The sequence below is a fragment of the Antrihabitans stalagmiti genome, from assembly GCF_016482825.1.
In the GTDB taxonomy this organism is placed as follows: Bacteria; Actinomycetota; Actinomycetes; order Mycobacteriales; family Mycobacteriaceae; genus Antrihabitans; species Antrihabitans stalagmiti.
Genome location: NZ_JAEMNV010000003.1, coordinates 24,083 through 40,774 on the forward strand (window position 1 = coordinate 24,083; position 16,692 = coordinate 40,774).

Below are 16,692 nucleotides of genomic sequence, written 5' to 3' on the forward strand. Positions count from 1 at the left end.
CGACCGTTACAGGGGTACCCCATTTCTCGGAGATCATCCTGAGGCGAGCACGCACCTCGTCCCGCTGTAGATCGTCGGCATACAGCGATTGCAGTGGATGCACGCCGAGTGAGTGGTGGCGTCGGCCTGGATGCGCGTCAACAGGTCGGGCTCACGAAGCAGCGCGCGTGCCATCGCGACGAACTCGAAACCTTCCCCCATCGCGAGGTCCATCGTCTCCTTGCGGGTGATCCCACCGAGCAGGATCAACGGCATCGTCAGCTCGCGCCGAAACTGTCGGGCGCTGTCGAGAAGGTATGCCTCCTGGTACGGATACTCGCGCAGAAAAGCTTTGCCGCTCATACGCATTCCCCAGCCGAGCGGCTTCGGCATCGCAGCGGAGAAGTCCTTGATCGGCGACTTTCCGCGAAACAGATACATCGGATTCAGGAGCGAGCTTCCTGCGGTCAGCTCGAGTGCGTCAAGCGTTGCGTCGGCTTCGAGCCATTGCGCGACCTGGAGACTTTCGTCGAGCCACAGTCCGCCGGGGACGCCGTCGTCCATGTTCAGTTTGGCCGTGATCGCCAACCTGCCCCCGACGGCGTCACGAACAGCACGCGCTATGTCGAGAGCCAACCGTGCTCGATTCGCGAGGACACCGCCGTAACTGTCCTTGCGTCGATTGAGGAGTGGGCTGAGGAACGCGCTGACCAGGTAGTTGTGGCCGAAGTGGATCTCGACGGCGTCGAAGCCCGATCGTTCGGCGAACAATGCAGCGTCGGCGTGGGCGCGCACCACCCGAGCGAGCTCGGCGGCATCGGGCTTCTTTGTCAGTGCCATGCCAAGCGGGCTGAACAGTCGACCGGGAGCAAGCGCGGGCAACCGGTTGGAGGCAGCATTGGCGACCGGTCCGGCATGACCGATCTGCGCCGATACCGCCGCACCTTCAGCGTGAATCGTGTCGGTCAATCGGCGGAGCCCAGCGACGGCGTCGGGTCGCATCCAGATCTGGTGGCGGTCCGTGCGGCCTTCGGGTGACACGGCACAGTAGGCGACGGTTGTCATGCCGACTCCGCCGGCCGCGGGTCTGCGGTGGTATTCGATCAATCCGTCGGTGACCAGCGCGTTCGGTGTCTGGCCCTCGAAGGTGGCGGCTTTGATCACTCTGTTGCGCAGGGTGATCGGCCCAAGGGTTGCGGGTGCAAAGACGTCGGTCATGGGGTGTCCTCGGATGCCGTTGTCAGGCCCGCGAGCACAAACGCGCGCAGCGTCCGTACGGCGGCAGGGGTCGGTGCGCGGTCTGCTGTCGGATCGCCGAACTGCTGCAGGACCAGCTCGAATGCCAGCGCCCAGCGACGTTGAGCTTCCTGTTCGGTGAGACCGGGACACTCCTCGCGAAGAACGTCGGCCCACGAGTCCAGCCGGAACCAACGTGAACTCCACTGCACCCGCAACCGGCCGAGCACAACCCGCGAAAGCAGCCTCAGGTACAGGCGACCGGACGGCTCGGCGGCGAGGTCCGCAAACGGTTCGATGATGGCGTCCACGTAGCTCGCGACGGTCGAGTCCGCGTCGGCGAGATGGTCGAGGGTCGACGCCCAACTCGGCGCAAGTCGGTCTTCGAGCAAGGCCGTGACCAGCGCGGTCTTGGTGCCGAAGTGATAGTGCACAGCCGCGGGATTGGCCCCGGCCTCGGCGCAGATTGCCCGGACCGACACCTGGTCGTACTCGGCTGTGAGAAGAAGTTGTTCGGCCGCACCGAGCAGTCTTTCCCTCGGGCCGGTGTCGGTGTTTACTGGCATGCATCGAGTAGAACATGTTTCAATCAGTGAATCAATCAGTGATTGAATTCGGCGACTTCGGAACGGAGCCTGCGGTGGGCAGAGTTGACGGCAAGATCGCACTTATCAGCGGAGGCGCACGCGGTATGGGCGCTTCTCACGCACGGGCACTTGCGGCCGAGGGAGCCGCCGTCGTCATCGGCGATCTGCTCGACGAGGAAGGTCGAGCACTTGCCGAGAGCATCGGCGAGCGTGCCACCTTCGTGCGGCTCGATGTGACTGACGAGGAGAGTTGGGTAGCGGCGGTCGCGGCAACTGTCGAGCGGTACGGCGGTCTGTCGGTGCTGATCAACAATGCCGGCATCGTCAACGGGAACGTGATCACGAAGTTCGAGCTGGCGCAGTGGCAGTCGATCATCGATATCAATCTCACCGGCACGTTCCTCGGAATCAAGGCCGCAGCTCAGGCGATGATCGACTCCGGACCCGGGTCGATCATCAACGTGTCCTCCGTCGAGGGCTACCGCGGCAGCCCGGGCCTACACGGCTACACCGCTACAAAATTCGCGGTACGCGGGCTTACGAAGTCGGTTGCCCTCGAACTTGCGCCGCACAACATCCGCGCCAATTCGGTCCATCCCGGCCTTGTCCGTACACCCATGACAGCGGGCATCCCGGAAGACCTCCTCACCATCCCGCTCGGGCGTGGGTGCGAACCTGAAGAGGTGTCCGCGATGGTGTTGTTCCTCGCCAGCGACGAGTCGTCCTACTGCACGGGCTCCGAATTTGTGATCGACGGCGGACTGCTGAGCGGAGTTCCGCACAAGACGTTCACGTAGTGGGCCTACGCCAACATTATTCGGTCAGATTGACGGAAATCCGCGTATTCGTGCCGAAAATGTAGCTCCAGGCCCATCGGGGTCATTTGCCGAGCTGCACGCGCAGCAGATTGCCGCTCTCGGTCCCGAGGATCAGCTGGCCATCGGTTCCTGGGACCGTCGCCGCAGATGTAATCGGTTCGCCACCGAGCACCGTGCAGGTGTTGCCGTTGGTCGGGTCGACCCGGAACAGCCGTCCGGTGGTCGTCGTGACGTAGAGCTGATTGTCGGAGCCGACGACGAGGTCGTCCGGTATCGCGGGCAAAGTGAGTCCCGGGCTCAGCTCGGCGGCAACGGTCTGTGCGCCCGGATCGGCGATCGGGATGCGCACGACCTGGCTCGACGGAGTGGCCATGATCGTGACGTAGACGGAATCACCAAGTACGGCAACACCGTTCGCGCTGAAGTGGCGGGCCGCGCGGGTCCAGTCCGCGTCGATGGAACCGTCGGGCCGAATGCGAACCACACCGGCCGACGTGTCGGCGACGTAGAGGTAGCCGGCATCGTCGAACGCTGCGCCGTTCGGCATGCCGAGGCCTGTGGCGAATACCTCTGGTGCGGCGCCGATGGCGGATGGATCGAATCTGACGACGCCGCCCGTGCGTGAACCCGGAACGATGTTGGCAGTGAAGTTGCCGAAGTTGACGTAGAGCAGGTTGTCGGGTCCTAGCCTGATCGCACCCGGTGCGAAAACGGGCACCCGCGCAGTCACGTTTCCGGCGGCGTCGTAGCGCTGGACCTCGTTACGCAGCACCCGCGCGACCCAGAGATTGCCTGCTGCGTCGTAACCGATGTTTTCGGACATGTCGAGCACCGGAATGCCGGTTGCCACAGCGATATTCGCAGTCGCGGGCGTGCAGCCGGTCGGTGCAGCTCCTGCGGGTGCCGGTGCGGCGATGGCCGCGAGTGCCAGGGCTGCCGTTGCCGACCAGATCGACTTGCGCACAAGGTGTGAGTTCAACGCTGCCTCTGATTCGCTGGTTCGGCGGCGAGCAGGCTGTTGCGGTGCTGACTACTCGCGCGATGTTCGCGTAACAGCCTATTCGAGCCCATCGGCTCGGATCGGGTCAGAGTCCCGACCCGATGAAGTCCGCGAGCTTGGAGATCTGATCTTCGTTGCGTTGGTAATGGGTCCATTGGCCGATCCGTCGGCTGGTCACCAAACCAGCGCTTTGCAGCGCTGCCATGTACTGCGATGCGGTCGACTGCGACACCTGCGCCCTGGCCTGAATGTGCTTGAGGCAGACGCCGACATCTTCGGCCGGTTCGAGTTGTGGCGGAAAGCTGGTGGGGTCCTTCAGCCATTGCAGGATTTGCACGCGGGTCGGATTCGCGAGCGCGCGGAACGCGGACTCCCAGTCGGCGGCGTCGGTCATGACGTCAGCATACCGAAATATCGCGAAATTACGATATGTATGCTCTACTTCAATATCGGTAAATCGCGATATAACAATGAGGAGACGGCAATGACAGGCAAGAGGGTTGCACTCGTGGTCGGCGCCCGCGGAGTCATCGGCGGGAATCTGATCGATCATCTCGAAGCCACTGGACTATGGCAGATCATCGGCCTGTCTCGCCGGGGCGGAGCAAATTCCGAACGGGTACAACACATCTCGGTCGACCTGCTCGACCCCATCGATACCGTCGACAAGCTGAGCGGGCTCACCGACGTCACCCACATCTTCTACGCCGCCTACCAGGATCGGCCGACCTGGGCGGAACTTGTCGAACCCAATGTTGCGATGCTCGTCAACACGGTCTCGGCGATCGAACCCGTCGCGAACCAACTCGAACACATCAGCCTCATGCAGGGCTACAAGGTATACGGCGCCCACCTCGGACCGTTCAAAACTCCTGCGCGGGAGAGCGATCCGCCGCATATGCCGCCTGAGTTCAACGTCGATCAGCAACAGTTCCTCGAAGACCGGCAACGCGGCAAGGACTGGACGTGGTCGGCAATCCGTCCATCCGTCGTATGTGGTGTTGCACTGGGCAATCCAATGAACCTTGCACTCGTGATTGCTGTCTATGCCAGCATGTCCAAGCAACTCGGCGTACCGCTGCGATTCCCCGGAAAGCCAGGTGCCTACTCGAGCCTCATCGAGATGACCGATGCAGGCTTGCTTGCCGAAGCGACGGTCTGGGCTGCCACGACTCCGGCGTGCGCGAACCAGGCATTCAACATCAACAACGGCGATCTCTTTCGCTGGGAGCACATGTGGCCCAAGATCGCCGAATTCTTCGAACTCGATGTCGCGCCACCGCTGCCGATGTCCATGGATGTCGTGATGGCCGACAAAGAACCGCTCTGGGACAGCATGATTCGTGAACACGGACTGCGCAACACCGCCTACGCCGACGTATCGTCCTGGGCCTTCGGCGATTTCGTCTTCGGCTGGGACTACGACGTGATCGCAGATGGATCGAAAGCTCGAAGGTTCGGGTTCCACAGGCACGTCGACACCGAGGAGATGTTCCTACGACTCTTCACCGACATGCGGGAACGCAAACTGATCGCCTGAGGAGCCGAAAGGGGGTGGGCCGAAATGACCCTTCGGGTGCCTATCGGAGGCCCGTGCGGGACGCGATAGTTGACGAGATCCCGAAGTCGACTGAAGAAGGCGGCATGGCTCCAACGAGACGTTCAAGCACGCTCATCGCCACGATCGTTGCCGCGTTAGCGCTCGTTGGATGTGGTGATTCCGCCGATCCGGTGACGGCAGAACCAACTGTCGCACAGACCATGTCGGGCGTTCCGACCCTGTACGACCCGCTCGAAGCCGAGATCGATATTCGTACCGATCCGAGCGCCTCCAACGCGTCGACTGTGTCACCCAGCAGCGGTGTTTACGCCGTCCTCATGATCGAAATGCACGACCTCGATGCCAAGTTCGAGGCGGATATCGACGTCACGTTCGGATCTGTGAGCGAAACGGGCACACTGACTCCGACCGACCAGAGGACGACGCAGGCGTCGATCACAGGCAAGGGTGAGGTAGCGGTCGACTTCGGACCGACATTCAAGGCCGGTACCTATTACGTGTCTTTCCAGCTCCGCACCATGATCGAGGGCTACGAATCGACCTCGTACAGTCATTCTTTCGACGTAGAGGAATCGAGCCCCGGTACAAGCGCGTCGCCAGCGGCGAAGGATTCGAACCCGTCATTGTTCGAACCGTGGCTGGCCGACGCCGAGCTGAAACGGGATCTCGACGTCGAAGGCCGTCTGGTATCGCCGTTCGACCGCACCGAGACGATAGTCGTCGTCGCGACAGTCGAAACCCGCAACGTGACCGATTCGATTCCGGTGCAACTCAGAACTACGTGGACATCGGAATCCGACGGAAAGATCGTAAAAGAAGACGAAGTCGCCGGAAACGCCTCCGGGAACAACCAATGGACATTCGAAGCCGGTCCTTTCCCGGCGGGTACGTACGGGATCGTCGTCCATATCGGTGACGACAGCAGTGGAACGTCGATCGGCCTGTCGTTCGTGGTCGAGTAGCCGATCAGCATCGTCGATAGCCAGGCGCCGAAAGTAGGAAACATGGCTTATACCAATAGGATTGGAATCTGGTTGGCTGCGACGACGGCGATGCTCACGTTGCTCGGCTGCGGAAATACCTCCGGAACGCCCGTGTCCAATTCGTCTGCCGCGCAATCGATGGCGGCATAACGGAAGTCGATGCGCAGAAGGGCACGGCATCGATCCCACCGGGAACCTATGAGTTCACAGTCGATGTCACCGACAAGGAGAGACTCAGCGGACGCACCGCGGTTTTCACAGTGCAGTAGTCGCCGGAGAATGGTGCGTTGGTTGGTCAGCTACCTGCCGCGTCGCTGATGGTGTCGATGAAGTCTGTCAACGGATCGCTCGGCGTGACAACGACGCCGCCGTCGATGTAAGTCCGTTGCTGGCCAGTGCAATCCATGACGACGATGTAGTAGCTCGCCGGCGGAATGTGGTAGAGCTTCACAGTCTTGCGGGCGTTCGGGGCAAGGCTGACGTGCTTCGATGCAATGGTCTGGTTCAGTTGGTTGATGACGTGGACGTCGCATTCCCGCGCTGTCCCATCGTTGGCGACGTTGGTGATGACCTTGCCGGGTCCGCCTGTGCCGGTGATGGTTGCGTCGGCTGATGCTGTGCCCGCTCCGAGGCAGACGAGGGCGGCGGCGGCGGGAACTGTCAGAAGGATCGCACGAAGTTGTCGTCTCATGCAGTGACCGTAACCCCGGCAGTTGGTCCACGTCACGGAGTCGGTGGGATGACCGGCGGCACGAAGTCGAACGTCGTCCCGAGCAGCCACACCAGCACCAGGACGACGGGCAGATGAAAAATGAACTGCAGGAAGGTAAAGCCGACGAGATCGCGTGCCCGCAGTTTCAGCACCGCCAACAGGGGCAGCATAAAGAACGGATTGATCAGGTTCGGTAGTGCTTCGGCAACGTTGTAGATCTGGACGGTCCAACCGAGGTTCATCTGGACGTCCGTCGACGACTGCATCACGTACGGGGCCTCGACCAGCCATTTTCCGCCACCTGACGGGACGAAGATGCCGAGCACCACGGTGTACAGGGCGATGACGACGGCGAATCCCCCACCGCTGCCGATGCTGGTGAAGAACTCTGCGAGGTGCTCGGAGATGGTGGTTCCACCCCTGCCCTCGGCCTTCGTGAGAATCGCAGCCATCGCGGCGTACAGCGGAAACTGGACGAGGATTCCGGCGGTCGCAGGAACCGCTTGGGATACGGATTGCAAGAACTTGCGGGGTGTCCCGTGCAGCACCAGACCGAGCATCAGAAAGACGAGGAGGTAACCGTTGAGGCTGCTGACCACGGTCAGTACGGGTTTGCTGAACAGTTGGGACACAAGCCATCCCACCGTCAGCAGGCCCGCAAGGATCGGCAGGATCCGGCTGTACTCCAGCCATTCGCCTGGACGCGAGCGCGGTGGGACTTCCTCGGGCTCGTCGTGCACGTCGACGCCCATGTCCTCGGCCGTCTTGATCGCCGCACCGCGCGGAGCGGAGAAGTGCGCGATCACCACGGACAGCACGATGATGACGGCGCACATGACGATCGACTGCCACGTGAAGATGGTTGTGCCGAAGTCGAGAACACCGGTGATCTTCAGCAGCGCCGGCGGCAAAGACGACGCGGTGGCCTGCAGCTGTGCCGCGGAGGACGACAGCCCGAGTGCCCACACCGCACCCAACCCCATAAACGCCGCCGCACCGAGGGCTCGGTAGTCGACCCGCAGATCCGTGCGGCGAGCGATGGCGCGGGCAAGCAGTCCACCGAAGACGAGGCTGAGGCCCCAGTTCAAGAGCGATACCGACATCGCCAGCAGCGCGACGAAGCTCACGGCAGTGGCAGCTGTCCGGGGAACGGCGGCCAGCCGATCGATCAACCGGGCCACCGGCGGGGAGGTCGCAACGACATAACCGGTCAGGACGACCATCGCCATCTGCAGAGTGAATGCGGTCAGGTCCCAGAACCCGTTGCCGAAGGCATCGGCGACCATTTGTGGCGAGGACCCGTTGGCGAAGGCGGCAACGGCGACAACGACAACTCCGGCGAGAGCGACGACGTATGCGTCGGGGAACCATTTCTCCGTCCAACCGGCCAGCCGTTGGGCAACCCTGGCCAGCCCCTTCTCGGAAGCTGCGTTTGTGCTGGCAGATGTCATGTTCCGGTCTCCTTCTGCCCCCGCGCTACGAAGGTAGCCCCTGCGGTGGCAGGTAAACCTCGAACGGGCCTCCAGTGTCGCGATCCGGCGCTGAAAGCGGCCGTGAGAGCCCGTTCGGCGTTGTTACGTCCGCGTCCGCTGACGGCGAACAGCGATCCGGAACAACCCGGCAGTACCCGGGGTTGAGTAGGTATCGCTCAACTTTGGAAAGGGCCGAAATATGACTTCGACACTGAATTTGCCCGTGCTGTTCCTGACCGATCCGGTAGTGCTCCCGGGCATGGTTGTGCCGATCGAATTGGACGAACCGGCCCAGGCCGCGATCGACGCCGCTCGCGCGAGCAGCAACGGCCAGGTCCTCGTCGCTCCCCGACTGGACGACCGCTACGCGGCCTACGGCGTTATCGCCACGATCGAGCAGGTCGGGAGGATGCGCGGCGGCACGCCCGCAGCCGTTTTGAAAGCTGAACAGCGCGCAAAGATCGGTCACGGCGTGACCGGCCCGGGTGCGGCGCTGTGGGTCGAGACCGAACCGGTCGACACCGCCAAGGCGGACGGGCGGACCACCGAACTTGCCGCCGACTACAAGAAGCTCGTCGTCGCCGTGTTGCAGCGCCGCGAAGCGTGGCAGATCATCGACGCCGTCAACAAGCTGTCGGATCCGTCTGCCATAGCCGACACCGCTGGCTACGCGCCGTACCTGACCGACGAGCAGAAGCGTGAACTGCTCGAAACACCGGATGTCGCAGAGCGTTTGACGACGCTGATCGAGTGGACCAAGACCCACATCGCCGAGGCCGAGGTCACCGAGAAGATCAGCGACGACGTCCGCGAAGGTATGGAGAAGAGTCAACGCGAGTTCTTGCTCCGCCAGCAGCTCGCCGCGATCCGCAAGGAACTCGGCGAAGGCGAACCCGACGGCGCCGACGACTACCGGACTCGCGTCGAGCAGGCCGACCTGCCCGACGCTGTGCGGGAAGCCGCGATGCGTGAGGTCGGTCGCCTGGAGCGGTCGAGTGACCAGAGTCCCGAATCCGGTTGGATCCGAACCTGGTTGGACACCGTGCTGGAACTGCCGTGGACCGAGCGGACCGCTGACAGCACCGACGTCAAGGCTGCTCGTGCGGTCCTCGACGCCGATCACCATGGCCTCGACGAGGTAAAGGATCGGATGGTCGAGTACTTGGCCGTTCGGTCGCGTCGTGCGCAGCGTGGACTCGAAGTCGTCGGGGGCCGTGGGTCCGGTGCTGTGATGGTGCTCGTCGGCCCACCCGGAGTTGGCAAGACCTCGCTCGGCGAAAGCGTCGCAAGGGCTTTGGACCGCAAGTTCGTTCGCGTTGCCCTTGGCGGCGTGCGTGACGAAGCGGAGATCAGGGGTCACCGGCGGACCTACGTCGGGGCGCTTCCCGGCCGCATCGTGCGAGCGATCAAGGAAGCGGGATCGATGAATCCTGTTGTCCTGCTCGACGAGATCGACAAGGTCGGAGCCGACTACCGCGGTGACCCCGCGGCGGCTCTGCTCGAGGTGCTCGATCCGGCGCAGAACCACACGTTCCGGGACCACTACCTCGACCTCGATCTCGACCTGTCGGACGTTCTGTTCATCGCGACCGCCAACGTGATCGACACGATTCCGCAGGCGTTGTTGGACCGTATGGAGCTGATCACGGTCGACGGCTACACCGAGGACGACAAGGTTGCGATCGCTCGTGACTTCCTCGTGCCACGTCAGCTCGAACGTGCAGCGCTCACGGCGGACGAGGTGACGCTGACCGACGACGCATTGCGCGAGATCGCGGCGAACTACACGCGTGAAGCCGGGGTCAGACAGATGGAACGCCTGGTCGCAAAGGCGTTGCGTAAGGCGGCAACTCGGCTCGCACAGGAAGGTGAACAGGTCGTCGTCATCGACAAGGCCGGGCTGAAAGACTTCCTCGGCAGGCCCCGCTTCACGCCGGAATCCCATGAGCGCACAGCAGTTCCGGGCGTTTCGACGGGGCTTGCGGTGACCGGTATGGGCGGCGACGTCCTCTTCATCGAAGCGAACGCTGCCGACGGAAAGTCGGGTCTGACGCTGACCGGACAGCTCGGCGACGTGATGAAGGAATCCGCACAGATCGCACTGACCTACGTGCGGTCGCACCTGGAGGAATTGGGTATCGAGGCAAGTGTGCTCGATCGCAGCATCCACGTGCACGTTCCTGCGGGTGCGGTCCCGAAGGACGGTCCTTCTGCAGGCGTGACGATGGTGACCGCGTTGACGTCGCTCGCATTGGGTCGGCCGGTCCGCTCGGACGTCGGCATGACCGGTGAGGTCACGCTCAACGGTCGGGTGCTCCCGATCGGCGGTGTGAAGCAGAAGCTGCTCGCGGCCCAACGTGCTGGTCTCACAACGGTATTCCTGCCGAAGCGCAACGAGCCGGACCTGGACGACGTGCCAGCCGAGGTGTTGGCTGCCGTCGAGGTGAAGCTGGTGTCGGACGTCGCTGACATCCTGTCGGCCGCGATCGAGCCGGTTCGCGAAACGGCGACCGCCGCAGCCTGATCACAGGAGAGGCCGTCCGCATTCCGATCTCGGTGCGGACGGCCTCTTCCGTGCGGGCACATGGCACGCGGCTGCCCAGCGGCAGATTCAGGCGCGGTAGATTCGGATGATGACATCGACGTTTTCCGCATTGGTTGCCCGTGAGTCCGACGGCAAGATCGAATTGGCTCAGGAAACGGTCGACCACGACTTCCTTCCCGAGGGCACCGTCACCATCAAGGTCGCGTACTCGAGCGTGAACTACAAGGACGCGCTCGCGATCACGCCGAAGGGCGGCGTGGTTCGCGAATACCCGATCATCCCTGGCATCGATATCGCCGGTGAGGTTGTCGAGTCCGAACACGCGGATTTCAAGGCAGGCGACCAGGTCGTCGCACACGGTTACGACATCGGAACAGCACGGCACGGCGGCTACGCCGAGTATGCGCGCGTCCCCGGTGAGTGGGTCGTCCGGCTGGATCAGCTCACTGCTCGCGACGCCGCAACGATCGGAACCGCAGGCTTCACCGCTGCAATGAGCGTCGAAGCATTGCTCGATCGTGGCATCACGCCTGATGACGGCCCCATTCTCGTGACCGGTGCAAGTGGTGGCGTCGGCAGCACAAGCGTCGACCTCCTTGCTGCCGCCGGGTTCGAGGTCGTCGCGTCGACCGGTAAGACCGACGCCGCCGAGCTGCTGACCTCGCTCGGCGCAGCGAAGGTGATCGGGCGGTTGCCCGAAGATCCCGATGCGAAGATTCGCCCGCTCGGTAAAGCGGAGTGGGCGGGCGCGGTCGACTGCGTCGGCGGCAACACCCTCGCCTACGTCCTGAGCACGGTCAAGTACGGCGGTGCCGTCGCTGCCAGTGGCCTGACCGGCGGCGCAGCACTCCCGACCACAGTGCTGCCTTTCATCCTTCGTGGTGTGGCGTTGCTCGGAATCGACTCGGTTCAACTCGGAATCGAGCGTCGCCGCGTGCTGTGGGAGCGCCTGGAGGAAAGTCTGCGGCCAGCTCACCTGGACGCGATTGCCACCGAAGTTCCCGTTCGTGACGTCGCGAAGGTGCTGGATCAGATCCGCTCCGGCGGCACCACGGGCCGGTTCGTGGTTGCCGTCGAAGGCGGCTTCTGACCCAACGCAAACTCCGATCAGCCGACGACGACTCCTTCTGTCGAGTCGTCGTCGGCTGACTCGTTATCGGGATCCGAACCTGTGTCGAACTGCGTCCGGTACAGCTCCTCGTACCGCCCACCTGCGGCGAGCAGTTCCGTGTGTGTGCCCCGCTCGATGATCCGGCCGTCTTCGAGGACGAGGATGACGTCGGCCGCACGCACTGTCGAGAGCCGGTGCGCGATGACAAGTGCCGTTCGGCCGACCAGTGCTTCGCCGAGTGCCTCTTGCACCGCAGCCTCCGATGTCGAGTCCAGCGAGGCGGTCGCTTCGTCGAGGACAACGATGCGGGGACGTGCCAGCAGCAGACGCGCGATCGTCAGGCGCTGACGTTCGCCACCGGAGAGGCGATAGCCACGCTCGCCGACAACGGTGTCCAAACCGTCGGCCATCGCACCGACCAGATCCGCGAGTCGCGCGCGGCGCAGTGCGTCCCAGATCTCCTCTTCGGAAGCATCCGGCCGCGCCAACAGCAGGTTGCCGCGGACCGAATCGTGGAAGAGGTGGCCGTCCTGGGTCACCATGCCAACCGTCTGCTTGATCGTCTCGGCGGTGAGGTCTCGGACGTCGACACCGGACAGGCGCACCGACCCCGAATCGACGTCGTACAACCGCGACACCAACTGCGCGATCGTCGACTTACCTGCTCCCGACGATCCGACGAGTGCAACGACCTGACCCGGCTCGGCTTTGAGGGACACCCCGTGCAGGACGACGTCGCCGCCGCGTGAGTCGAGCGTCGCAACCTCTTCCAGCGAGGCGAGCGAGACCTTGTCCGCGGAGGGGTAGGCGAACGAAACGTCGACCAGCTCGACCGATGCCGGACCGTCCGGCACCTTCTCGGCGTCTGGTTTGTCGACGATGAGCGGCTTCAGATCGAGTACTTCGAAGACCCGCTCGAAGCTGACCAACGCGCTCATCACCTCGACGCGCGCGTTTGCGAGGGCTGTGAGCGGTGCATACAACCGCGTCAACAGCAGTGACAGCGATACGACGGCACCGGGATCCAATTGCCCGCGCAGAGCGTAGAAGCCGCCGAGGCCGTAGACCACAGCGATTGCCAACGCCGACACGAGCGTCAGTGCTGTCGCGAAGATCGTCTGCGCCATGGCAATACGAACGCCGATATCGGCAACCCGGCTTGCCCTCGAGGCGAATTCGCGAGATTCGCGTTTGGGCTGGCCGAACAGCTTGACCAGCGTCGCACCGGGTGCGGAGAACCGCTCGGTCATCTGGGTACTCATCGCCGAGTCGTGATTCGCAGATTCCCGTTCGAGCGACGCGAGCCGATTTCCCATGCGGCGCGCGGGTATGACGAACACGGGTAGCAGGACAAGGGACAGCAATGTCACCTGCCAGGAGATCTGGAACATCACAGCGGCCGTCAACAGCAGCGTCACGACGTTCGCAACGACGCCGGACAACGTGTCGCTGAACGCGCGCTGCGCACCGATGACGTCGTTGTTGAGGCGGCTGACCAGCGCGCCCGTTCGGGTCCGGGTGAAGAAGGCGATCGGCATACGCTGGACGTGGTCGAACACAGCCGTGCGCAGATCGAGAATGAGACCCTCGCCGATCCGAGCCGACAGCCAACGGGTGATCACCCCGAGTACTGCATCCGCTACAGCGAGCGCGGCGATGATGAGCGCCAGGATCACTACTACGCGTGGTGCGTCGTTGTCGACGATCGCATTCACTACCCGACCTGCCAGCACCGGCGTCGCGACGCCGAGTATCGCGGTCGCGACGCTCAAGATCAGAAATCCACCAAGCAGCTTGCGGCGTGGACGTGCAAATTCGAGGATGCGTGACAGGGTGGCCCGCGAGAACGGTCTCGTCTCGTTGGGTCCCGTCATCGCCGTGTACACCTGATTCCAGGCGACCATTTCCATGCTCATTGTCGATCTCCGCTCATGTGTTGACGAGGTCTATGAGAGCACCGAGCACCGACAGTACGACCTGAATAATGGTTGAGGTCAAGCGATTTTCGTCGCAACGCACTCCGCCCCCGTCACACGCTGTGACGGGGGCGGAGAAGCTTGGTGATCAGCTACCGAAAGGCAAAGTTCCCGGGGGGATCTGGTAGCCGCTGCTGCCGGCAGAAACGCCGCCCCACAGGTTGAGGATCGCATTCAGCAGGTTGGTGATCATTGAAGAGCCTTTCGTTGCGGCGTCGTCCGACTGTCGTCAAAGGAACGTCGCCTCGAGGCGACATCACGTTACAAAGTACCGGCTGTCACGGATATTGCCGATTCTGTGCATGCGGCATCCGAGCCGGCCGAAGGAGGGACAATCGAAACATGAGCAACCTCGAGACGTCGGCGTCGATCCTGACCTGCAAGGAGCCTGGCGAGGTCGAATCGGTCGCTGTCGAAGTATTGACCCCGCGCGAGGTACCGCTCGGCGGCTTGCGGGCGATGCCCGTCCGCCGGACGCTGCCCCAGCGACAGCGTTCGTTGATCGGCGCCTGGTGTTTCGCCGACCACTACGGACCCGATGACGTCGCGGAGACCGGTGGCATGACGGTCGCGCCACATCCACACACCGGTCTGCAGACGGTCAGCTGGTTGTTCGCCGGCGAGATCGAGCATCGCGACAGTGTCGGCTCCCACGCGATGGTTCGACCCGGCGAACTCAATTTGATGACAGCGGGTCGTGGGATCGCACACTCGGAGGTGTCGACCGCGAACACGACAGTGCTGCACGGCATGCAACTGTGGGTCGCGCTGCCGGAAGAAGCCCGCAACACCGAGCCCAAGTTCGAGCACTACGTGCCCACGTCACGAGCCGTCGACGGCGGGCGGATCAGCGTGTTCATCGGCGCGCTTGCAGGCGAGAGGTCGACCGTCGAGATGTTCAGCCCGATGCTCGGCGCCGAAGTCTGTATCGACGCGGGGGCGACGTTGACTTTCGACGTCGATACGACCTTCGAGCACGGTGCGATCGTCGACCTGGGAGTGGTCGAGCTGTGTGGCACGACGCTGTCGCGGGCCGAGCTCGGGTTCGTACCGGTCGGGCGATCGAGCCTCGTGCTGCACAATCCCGGTGACGAGCAGGTGCGGCTGCTGTTGCTCGGCGGCGAGCCACTCGGCGAGCAGATCCTGATGTGGTGGAACTTCGTCGGTAGGTCCAATGACGAGATCGCTACCTATCGCGCCCAGTGGCAGGACGAGGTGGGTGCTCACGATTCGGGGCAGACGTCGTCGGCGACGCGCTTCGGTGTGGTCGACGGTTACGTGGGCAATTGGATTCCGGCGCCGACGTTGCCTGCTACGCCGCTCAAACCGCGTGGCTAGCCTGGTCGACGAGCAGTCGTCGGCTGTGTCGGTCCACTGCGGGAAAGTGCGGTCATGACTATCGAATTGCAGGGCTTGCGCACGGTCATCTACCCCGTGGCCGACCTCGCGGCCGCAAAAGCGTGGTGGACCGAGTTGATCGGTGTGACACCGTACTTCGACGAGCCGTTCTACGTCGGGTTCGAGGTCGCGGGTTACGAACTCGGGTTGCTGCCGACCGAGGATTCCGCAGACGGTTCGTTCACCTATTGGGGTGTCGAGTCGGTAGCCGATGCGGTCGCCGAAGCGCTGACGAACGGCGCGACCGAACACGTCCCTGCCTCGGATGTCGGTGGCGGGATCATCACCGCGACGGTACGAACTCCGGACGGCAGCGTCGTCGGATTCATCACCAATCCGCATTTCGCGCTGCCGAGTTAAGAGTCCGGCAATCGCAGCCAACAACGTCGGGGTGCCGCCGAGTCTGGACCGCAACCTCGTCACCGACAGTCCGGTGAACCTCGCGATGACGATCGCGCCGCTGCGACGCGGGCGCAACGATCCGTGCCATCAGCGGACCTCGGACGGCGCGATCTGGCGTGCGTCGCTGATGGAATCAGGACCGGTCACCTATCGGCTCGTCCAGCATTCGCGTCGGGAGATCTCCGCACGAGCGTGGGGTCCCGGCGGTGCCGAGTTTCTCGACCAGCTCCCGTCGATGTTGTGTCTCGACGAGTCCACCGACGATTTCCGACCGACTCATCCGAAGCTGATCGACGCACACCGCCGCTTTCCCGACCTCCGCATGTTGCGCACCGGCAGGGTTTTCGAAGCCCTTGTGCCGTCGATTCTCGAACAGAAGGTCCACGGCATCGCGGCGCTCTCGTCGTGGCGACAACTGGTCCGCAAATACGGAACTCCTGCTCCCGGACCCGCTCCGGCGGGGTTGTACCTGCCACCGAGTGCCGACGTCTGGCGGCATGTTCCGTCGTGGGAGTTTCACAAGGCCAACGTCGACCCACAGCGGTCCCGGACTATCGTCACCGCAGCGCGAATGGCCGACAAGCTCGACCAAGCTGCCACGATGTCGCCCGAGGATGCGCAACGCCGCCTTCGGCTGGTCCCGGGCGTCGGGATCTGGACAGCAGCCGAAGTGGCTCAGCGAGCGCTCGGCGACGCCGACGCGCTCTCGGTCGGCGACTACCACCTCGCGGCCATCGTCGGCTGGACGCTGCTCGGGCGGCCGATCGACGACGCCGAAATGGTCGAGTACCTGGAACCGTTGCGGCCACATCGTTATCGAGCGATGCAGCTACTCGTGGTCAGTGGTCACGCGCACAAACCGAAGTTCGGTCCGCGGACCACCGTCACCGACCACAGCTGGCACTAGAGCCT

General features: G+C 63.4%; 16 protein-coding genes. 9 read left to right on the plus strand and 7 right to left on the minus strand.

Annotation, left to right across the window (positions count from 1 at the left end; translation table 11 throughout):
* Window positions 1–33 precede the first annotated feature (33 nt).
* Both JGU71_RS08665 and JGU71_RS08670 read right to left on the minus strand, forming a co-directional pair.
* On the minus strand, window positions 34–1,197 hold the full coding sequence (locus tag JGU71_RS08665) for an NADH:flavin oxidoreductase (protein WP_199703679.1): 1,164 nt from the start codon (window positions 1,195–1,197) through the stop codon (window positions 34–36).
* Window positions 1,194–1,781 carry a TetR/AcrR family transcriptional regulator gene (locus JGU71_RS08670; RefSeq protein WP_199703680.1) on the minus strand — a complete coding sequence of 196 codons (588 nt, stop codon included), beginning with the start codon at window positions 1,779–1,781 and terminating at the stop codon, window positions 1,194–1,196. Before JGU71_RS08670 ends, JGU71_RS08665 begins: the two co-directional genes overlap by 4 nt.
* A gap of 74 nt (window positions 1,782–1,855) precedes the next feature.
* Between JGU71_RS08670 and JGU71_RS08675 the strand changes: the two genes are divergently transcribed.
* A complete protein-coding gene (locus tag JGU71_RS08675; RefSeq protein ID WP_199703681.1) occupies window positions 1,856–2,599 on the plus strand; it encodes a glucose 1-dehydrogenase in 744 nt (247 codons plus the stop codon).
* Between the two features lie 82 nt (window positions 2,600–2,681).
* On the opposite strand, the gene JGU71_RS08680 is transcribed toward JGU71_RS08675, so the two are convergent.
* The gene (locus tag JGU71_RS08680) at window positions 2,682–3,584 is read right to left on the minus strand and encodes an SMP-30/gluconolactonase/LRE family protein (RefSeq protein ID WP_199703682.1); all 903 of its coding nucleotides are present in this window, start codon (window positions 3,582–3,584) and stop codon (window positions 2,682–2,684) included.
* A 121-nt stretch (window positions 3,585–3,705) separates the two neighbouring features.
* A complete protein-coding gene (locus JGU71_RS08685) occupies window positions 3,706–4,014 on the minus strand; it encodes an ArsR/SmtB family transcription factor (RefSeq protein ID WP_199703683.1) in 309 nt (102 codons plus the stop codon).
* Between the two features lie 90 nt (window positions 4,015–4,104).
* On the opposite strand from JGU71_RS08685, the gene JGU71_RS08690 reads away from it, so the two are divergent.
* From JGU71_RS08690 to JGU71_RS30205, 3 genes are all read left to right on the plus strand, one after another.
* Window positions 4,105–5,160 (plus strand): SDR family oxidoreductase, encoded by a 1,056-nt coding sequence (locus JGU71_RS08690; protein WP_199703684.1) that lies wholly within the window; start codon window positions 4,105–4,107, stop codon window positions 5,158–5,160.
* Between the two features lie 104 nt (window positions 5,161–5,264).
* Complete coding sequence (locus JGU71_RS08695; protein WP_199703685.1) at window positions 5,265–6,143, plus strand: hypothetical protein; 879 nt, start codon at window positions 5,265–5,267, stop codon at window positions 6,141–6,143.
* Between the two features lie 42 nt (window positions 6,144–6,185).
* The gene (locus JGU71_RS30205) at window positions 6,186–6,314 is read left to right on the plus strand and encodes a hypothetical protein (protein WP_267908387.1); all 129 of its coding nucleotides are present in this window, start codon (window positions 6,186–6,188) and stop codon (window positions 6,312–6,314) included.
* A gap of 145 nt (window positions 6,315–6,459) precedes the next feature.
* Here the strand turns inward: JGU71_RS30205 and JGU71_RS08700 are convergent, their stop codons facing one another.
* The gene (locus JGU71_RS08700; protein ID WP_199703686.1) at window positions 6,460–6,855 is read right to left on the minus strand and encodes a hypothetical protein; all 396 of its coding nucleotides are present in this window, start codon (window positions 6,853–6,855) and stop codon (window positions 6,460–6,462) included.
* Window positions 6,856–6,887: 32 nt separating this feature from the next.
* On the minus strand, window positions 6,888–8,327 hold the full coding sequence (locus JGU71_RS08705) for a short-chain fatty acid transporter (protein ID WP_199703687.1): 1,440 nt from the start codon (window positions 8,325–8,327) through the stop codon (window positions 6,888–6,890).
* Window positions 8,328–8,547: 220 nt separating this feature from the next.
* On the opposite strand from JGU71_RS08705, the gene lon reads away from it, so the two are divergent.
* Both lon and JGU71_RS08715 read left to right on the plus strand, forming a co-directional pair.
* Window positions 8,548–10,872, plus strand: a complete 2,325-nt coding sequence (gene lon, locus JGU71_RS08710; protein WP_199703688.1) for an endopeptidase La — start codon at window positions 8,548–8,550, stop codon at window positions 10,870–10,872.
* A gap of 106 nt (window positions 10,873–10,978) precedes the next feature.
* The gene (locus tag JGU71_RS08715) at window positions 10,979–11,983 is read left to right on the plus strand and encodes an oxidoreductase (RefSeq protein WP_199703689.1); all 1,005 of its coding nucleotides are present in this window, start codon (window positions 10,979–10,981) and stop codon (window positions 11,981–11,983) included.
* A gap of 17 nt (window positions 11,984–12,000) precedes the next feature.
* Here the strand turns inward: JGU71_RS08715 and JGU71_RS08720 are convergent, their stop codons facing one another.
* On the minus strand, window positions 12,001–13,920 hold the full coding sequence (locus tag JGU71_RS08720; RefSeq protein WP_199703690.1) for an ABC transporter ATP-binding protein: 1,920 nt from the start codon (window positions 13,918–13,920) through the stop codon (window positions 12,001–12,003).
* A gap of 402 nt (window positions 13,921–14,322) precedes the next feature.
* On the opposite strand from JGU71_RS08720, the gene JGU71_RS08725 reads away from it, so the two are divergent.
* The 3 genes from JGU71_RS08725 to JGU71_RS08735 all read left to right on the plus strand — a co-directional run bounded on the left by JGU71_RS08725 (window position 14,323) and on the right by JGU71_RS08735 (window position 16,687).
* On the plus strand, window positions 14,323–15,318 hold the full coding sequence (locus JGU71_RS08725) for a pirin family protein (protein WP_199703691.1): 996 nt from the start codon (window positions 14,323–14,325) through the stop codon (window positions 15,316–15,318).
* A 54-nt stretch (window positions 15,319–15,372) separates the two neighbouring features.
* Window positions 15,373–15,738: a VOC family protein gene (locus tag JGU71_RS08730; RefSeq protein WP_199703692.1), complete on the plus strand. Its 366-nt coding sequence runs from the start codon at window positions 15,373–15,375 to the stop codon at window positions 15,736–15,738.
* 85 nt (window positions 15,739–15,823) lie between these two features.
* Entirely contained in the window at window positions 15,824–16,687 is an 864-nt protein-coding gene (locus tag JGU71_RS08735; RefSeq protein WP_233529051.1) for a DNA-3-methyladenine glycosylase family protein, read from the plus strand.
* The last annotated feature ends 5 nt before the right edge of the window (window positions 16,688–16,692 follow it).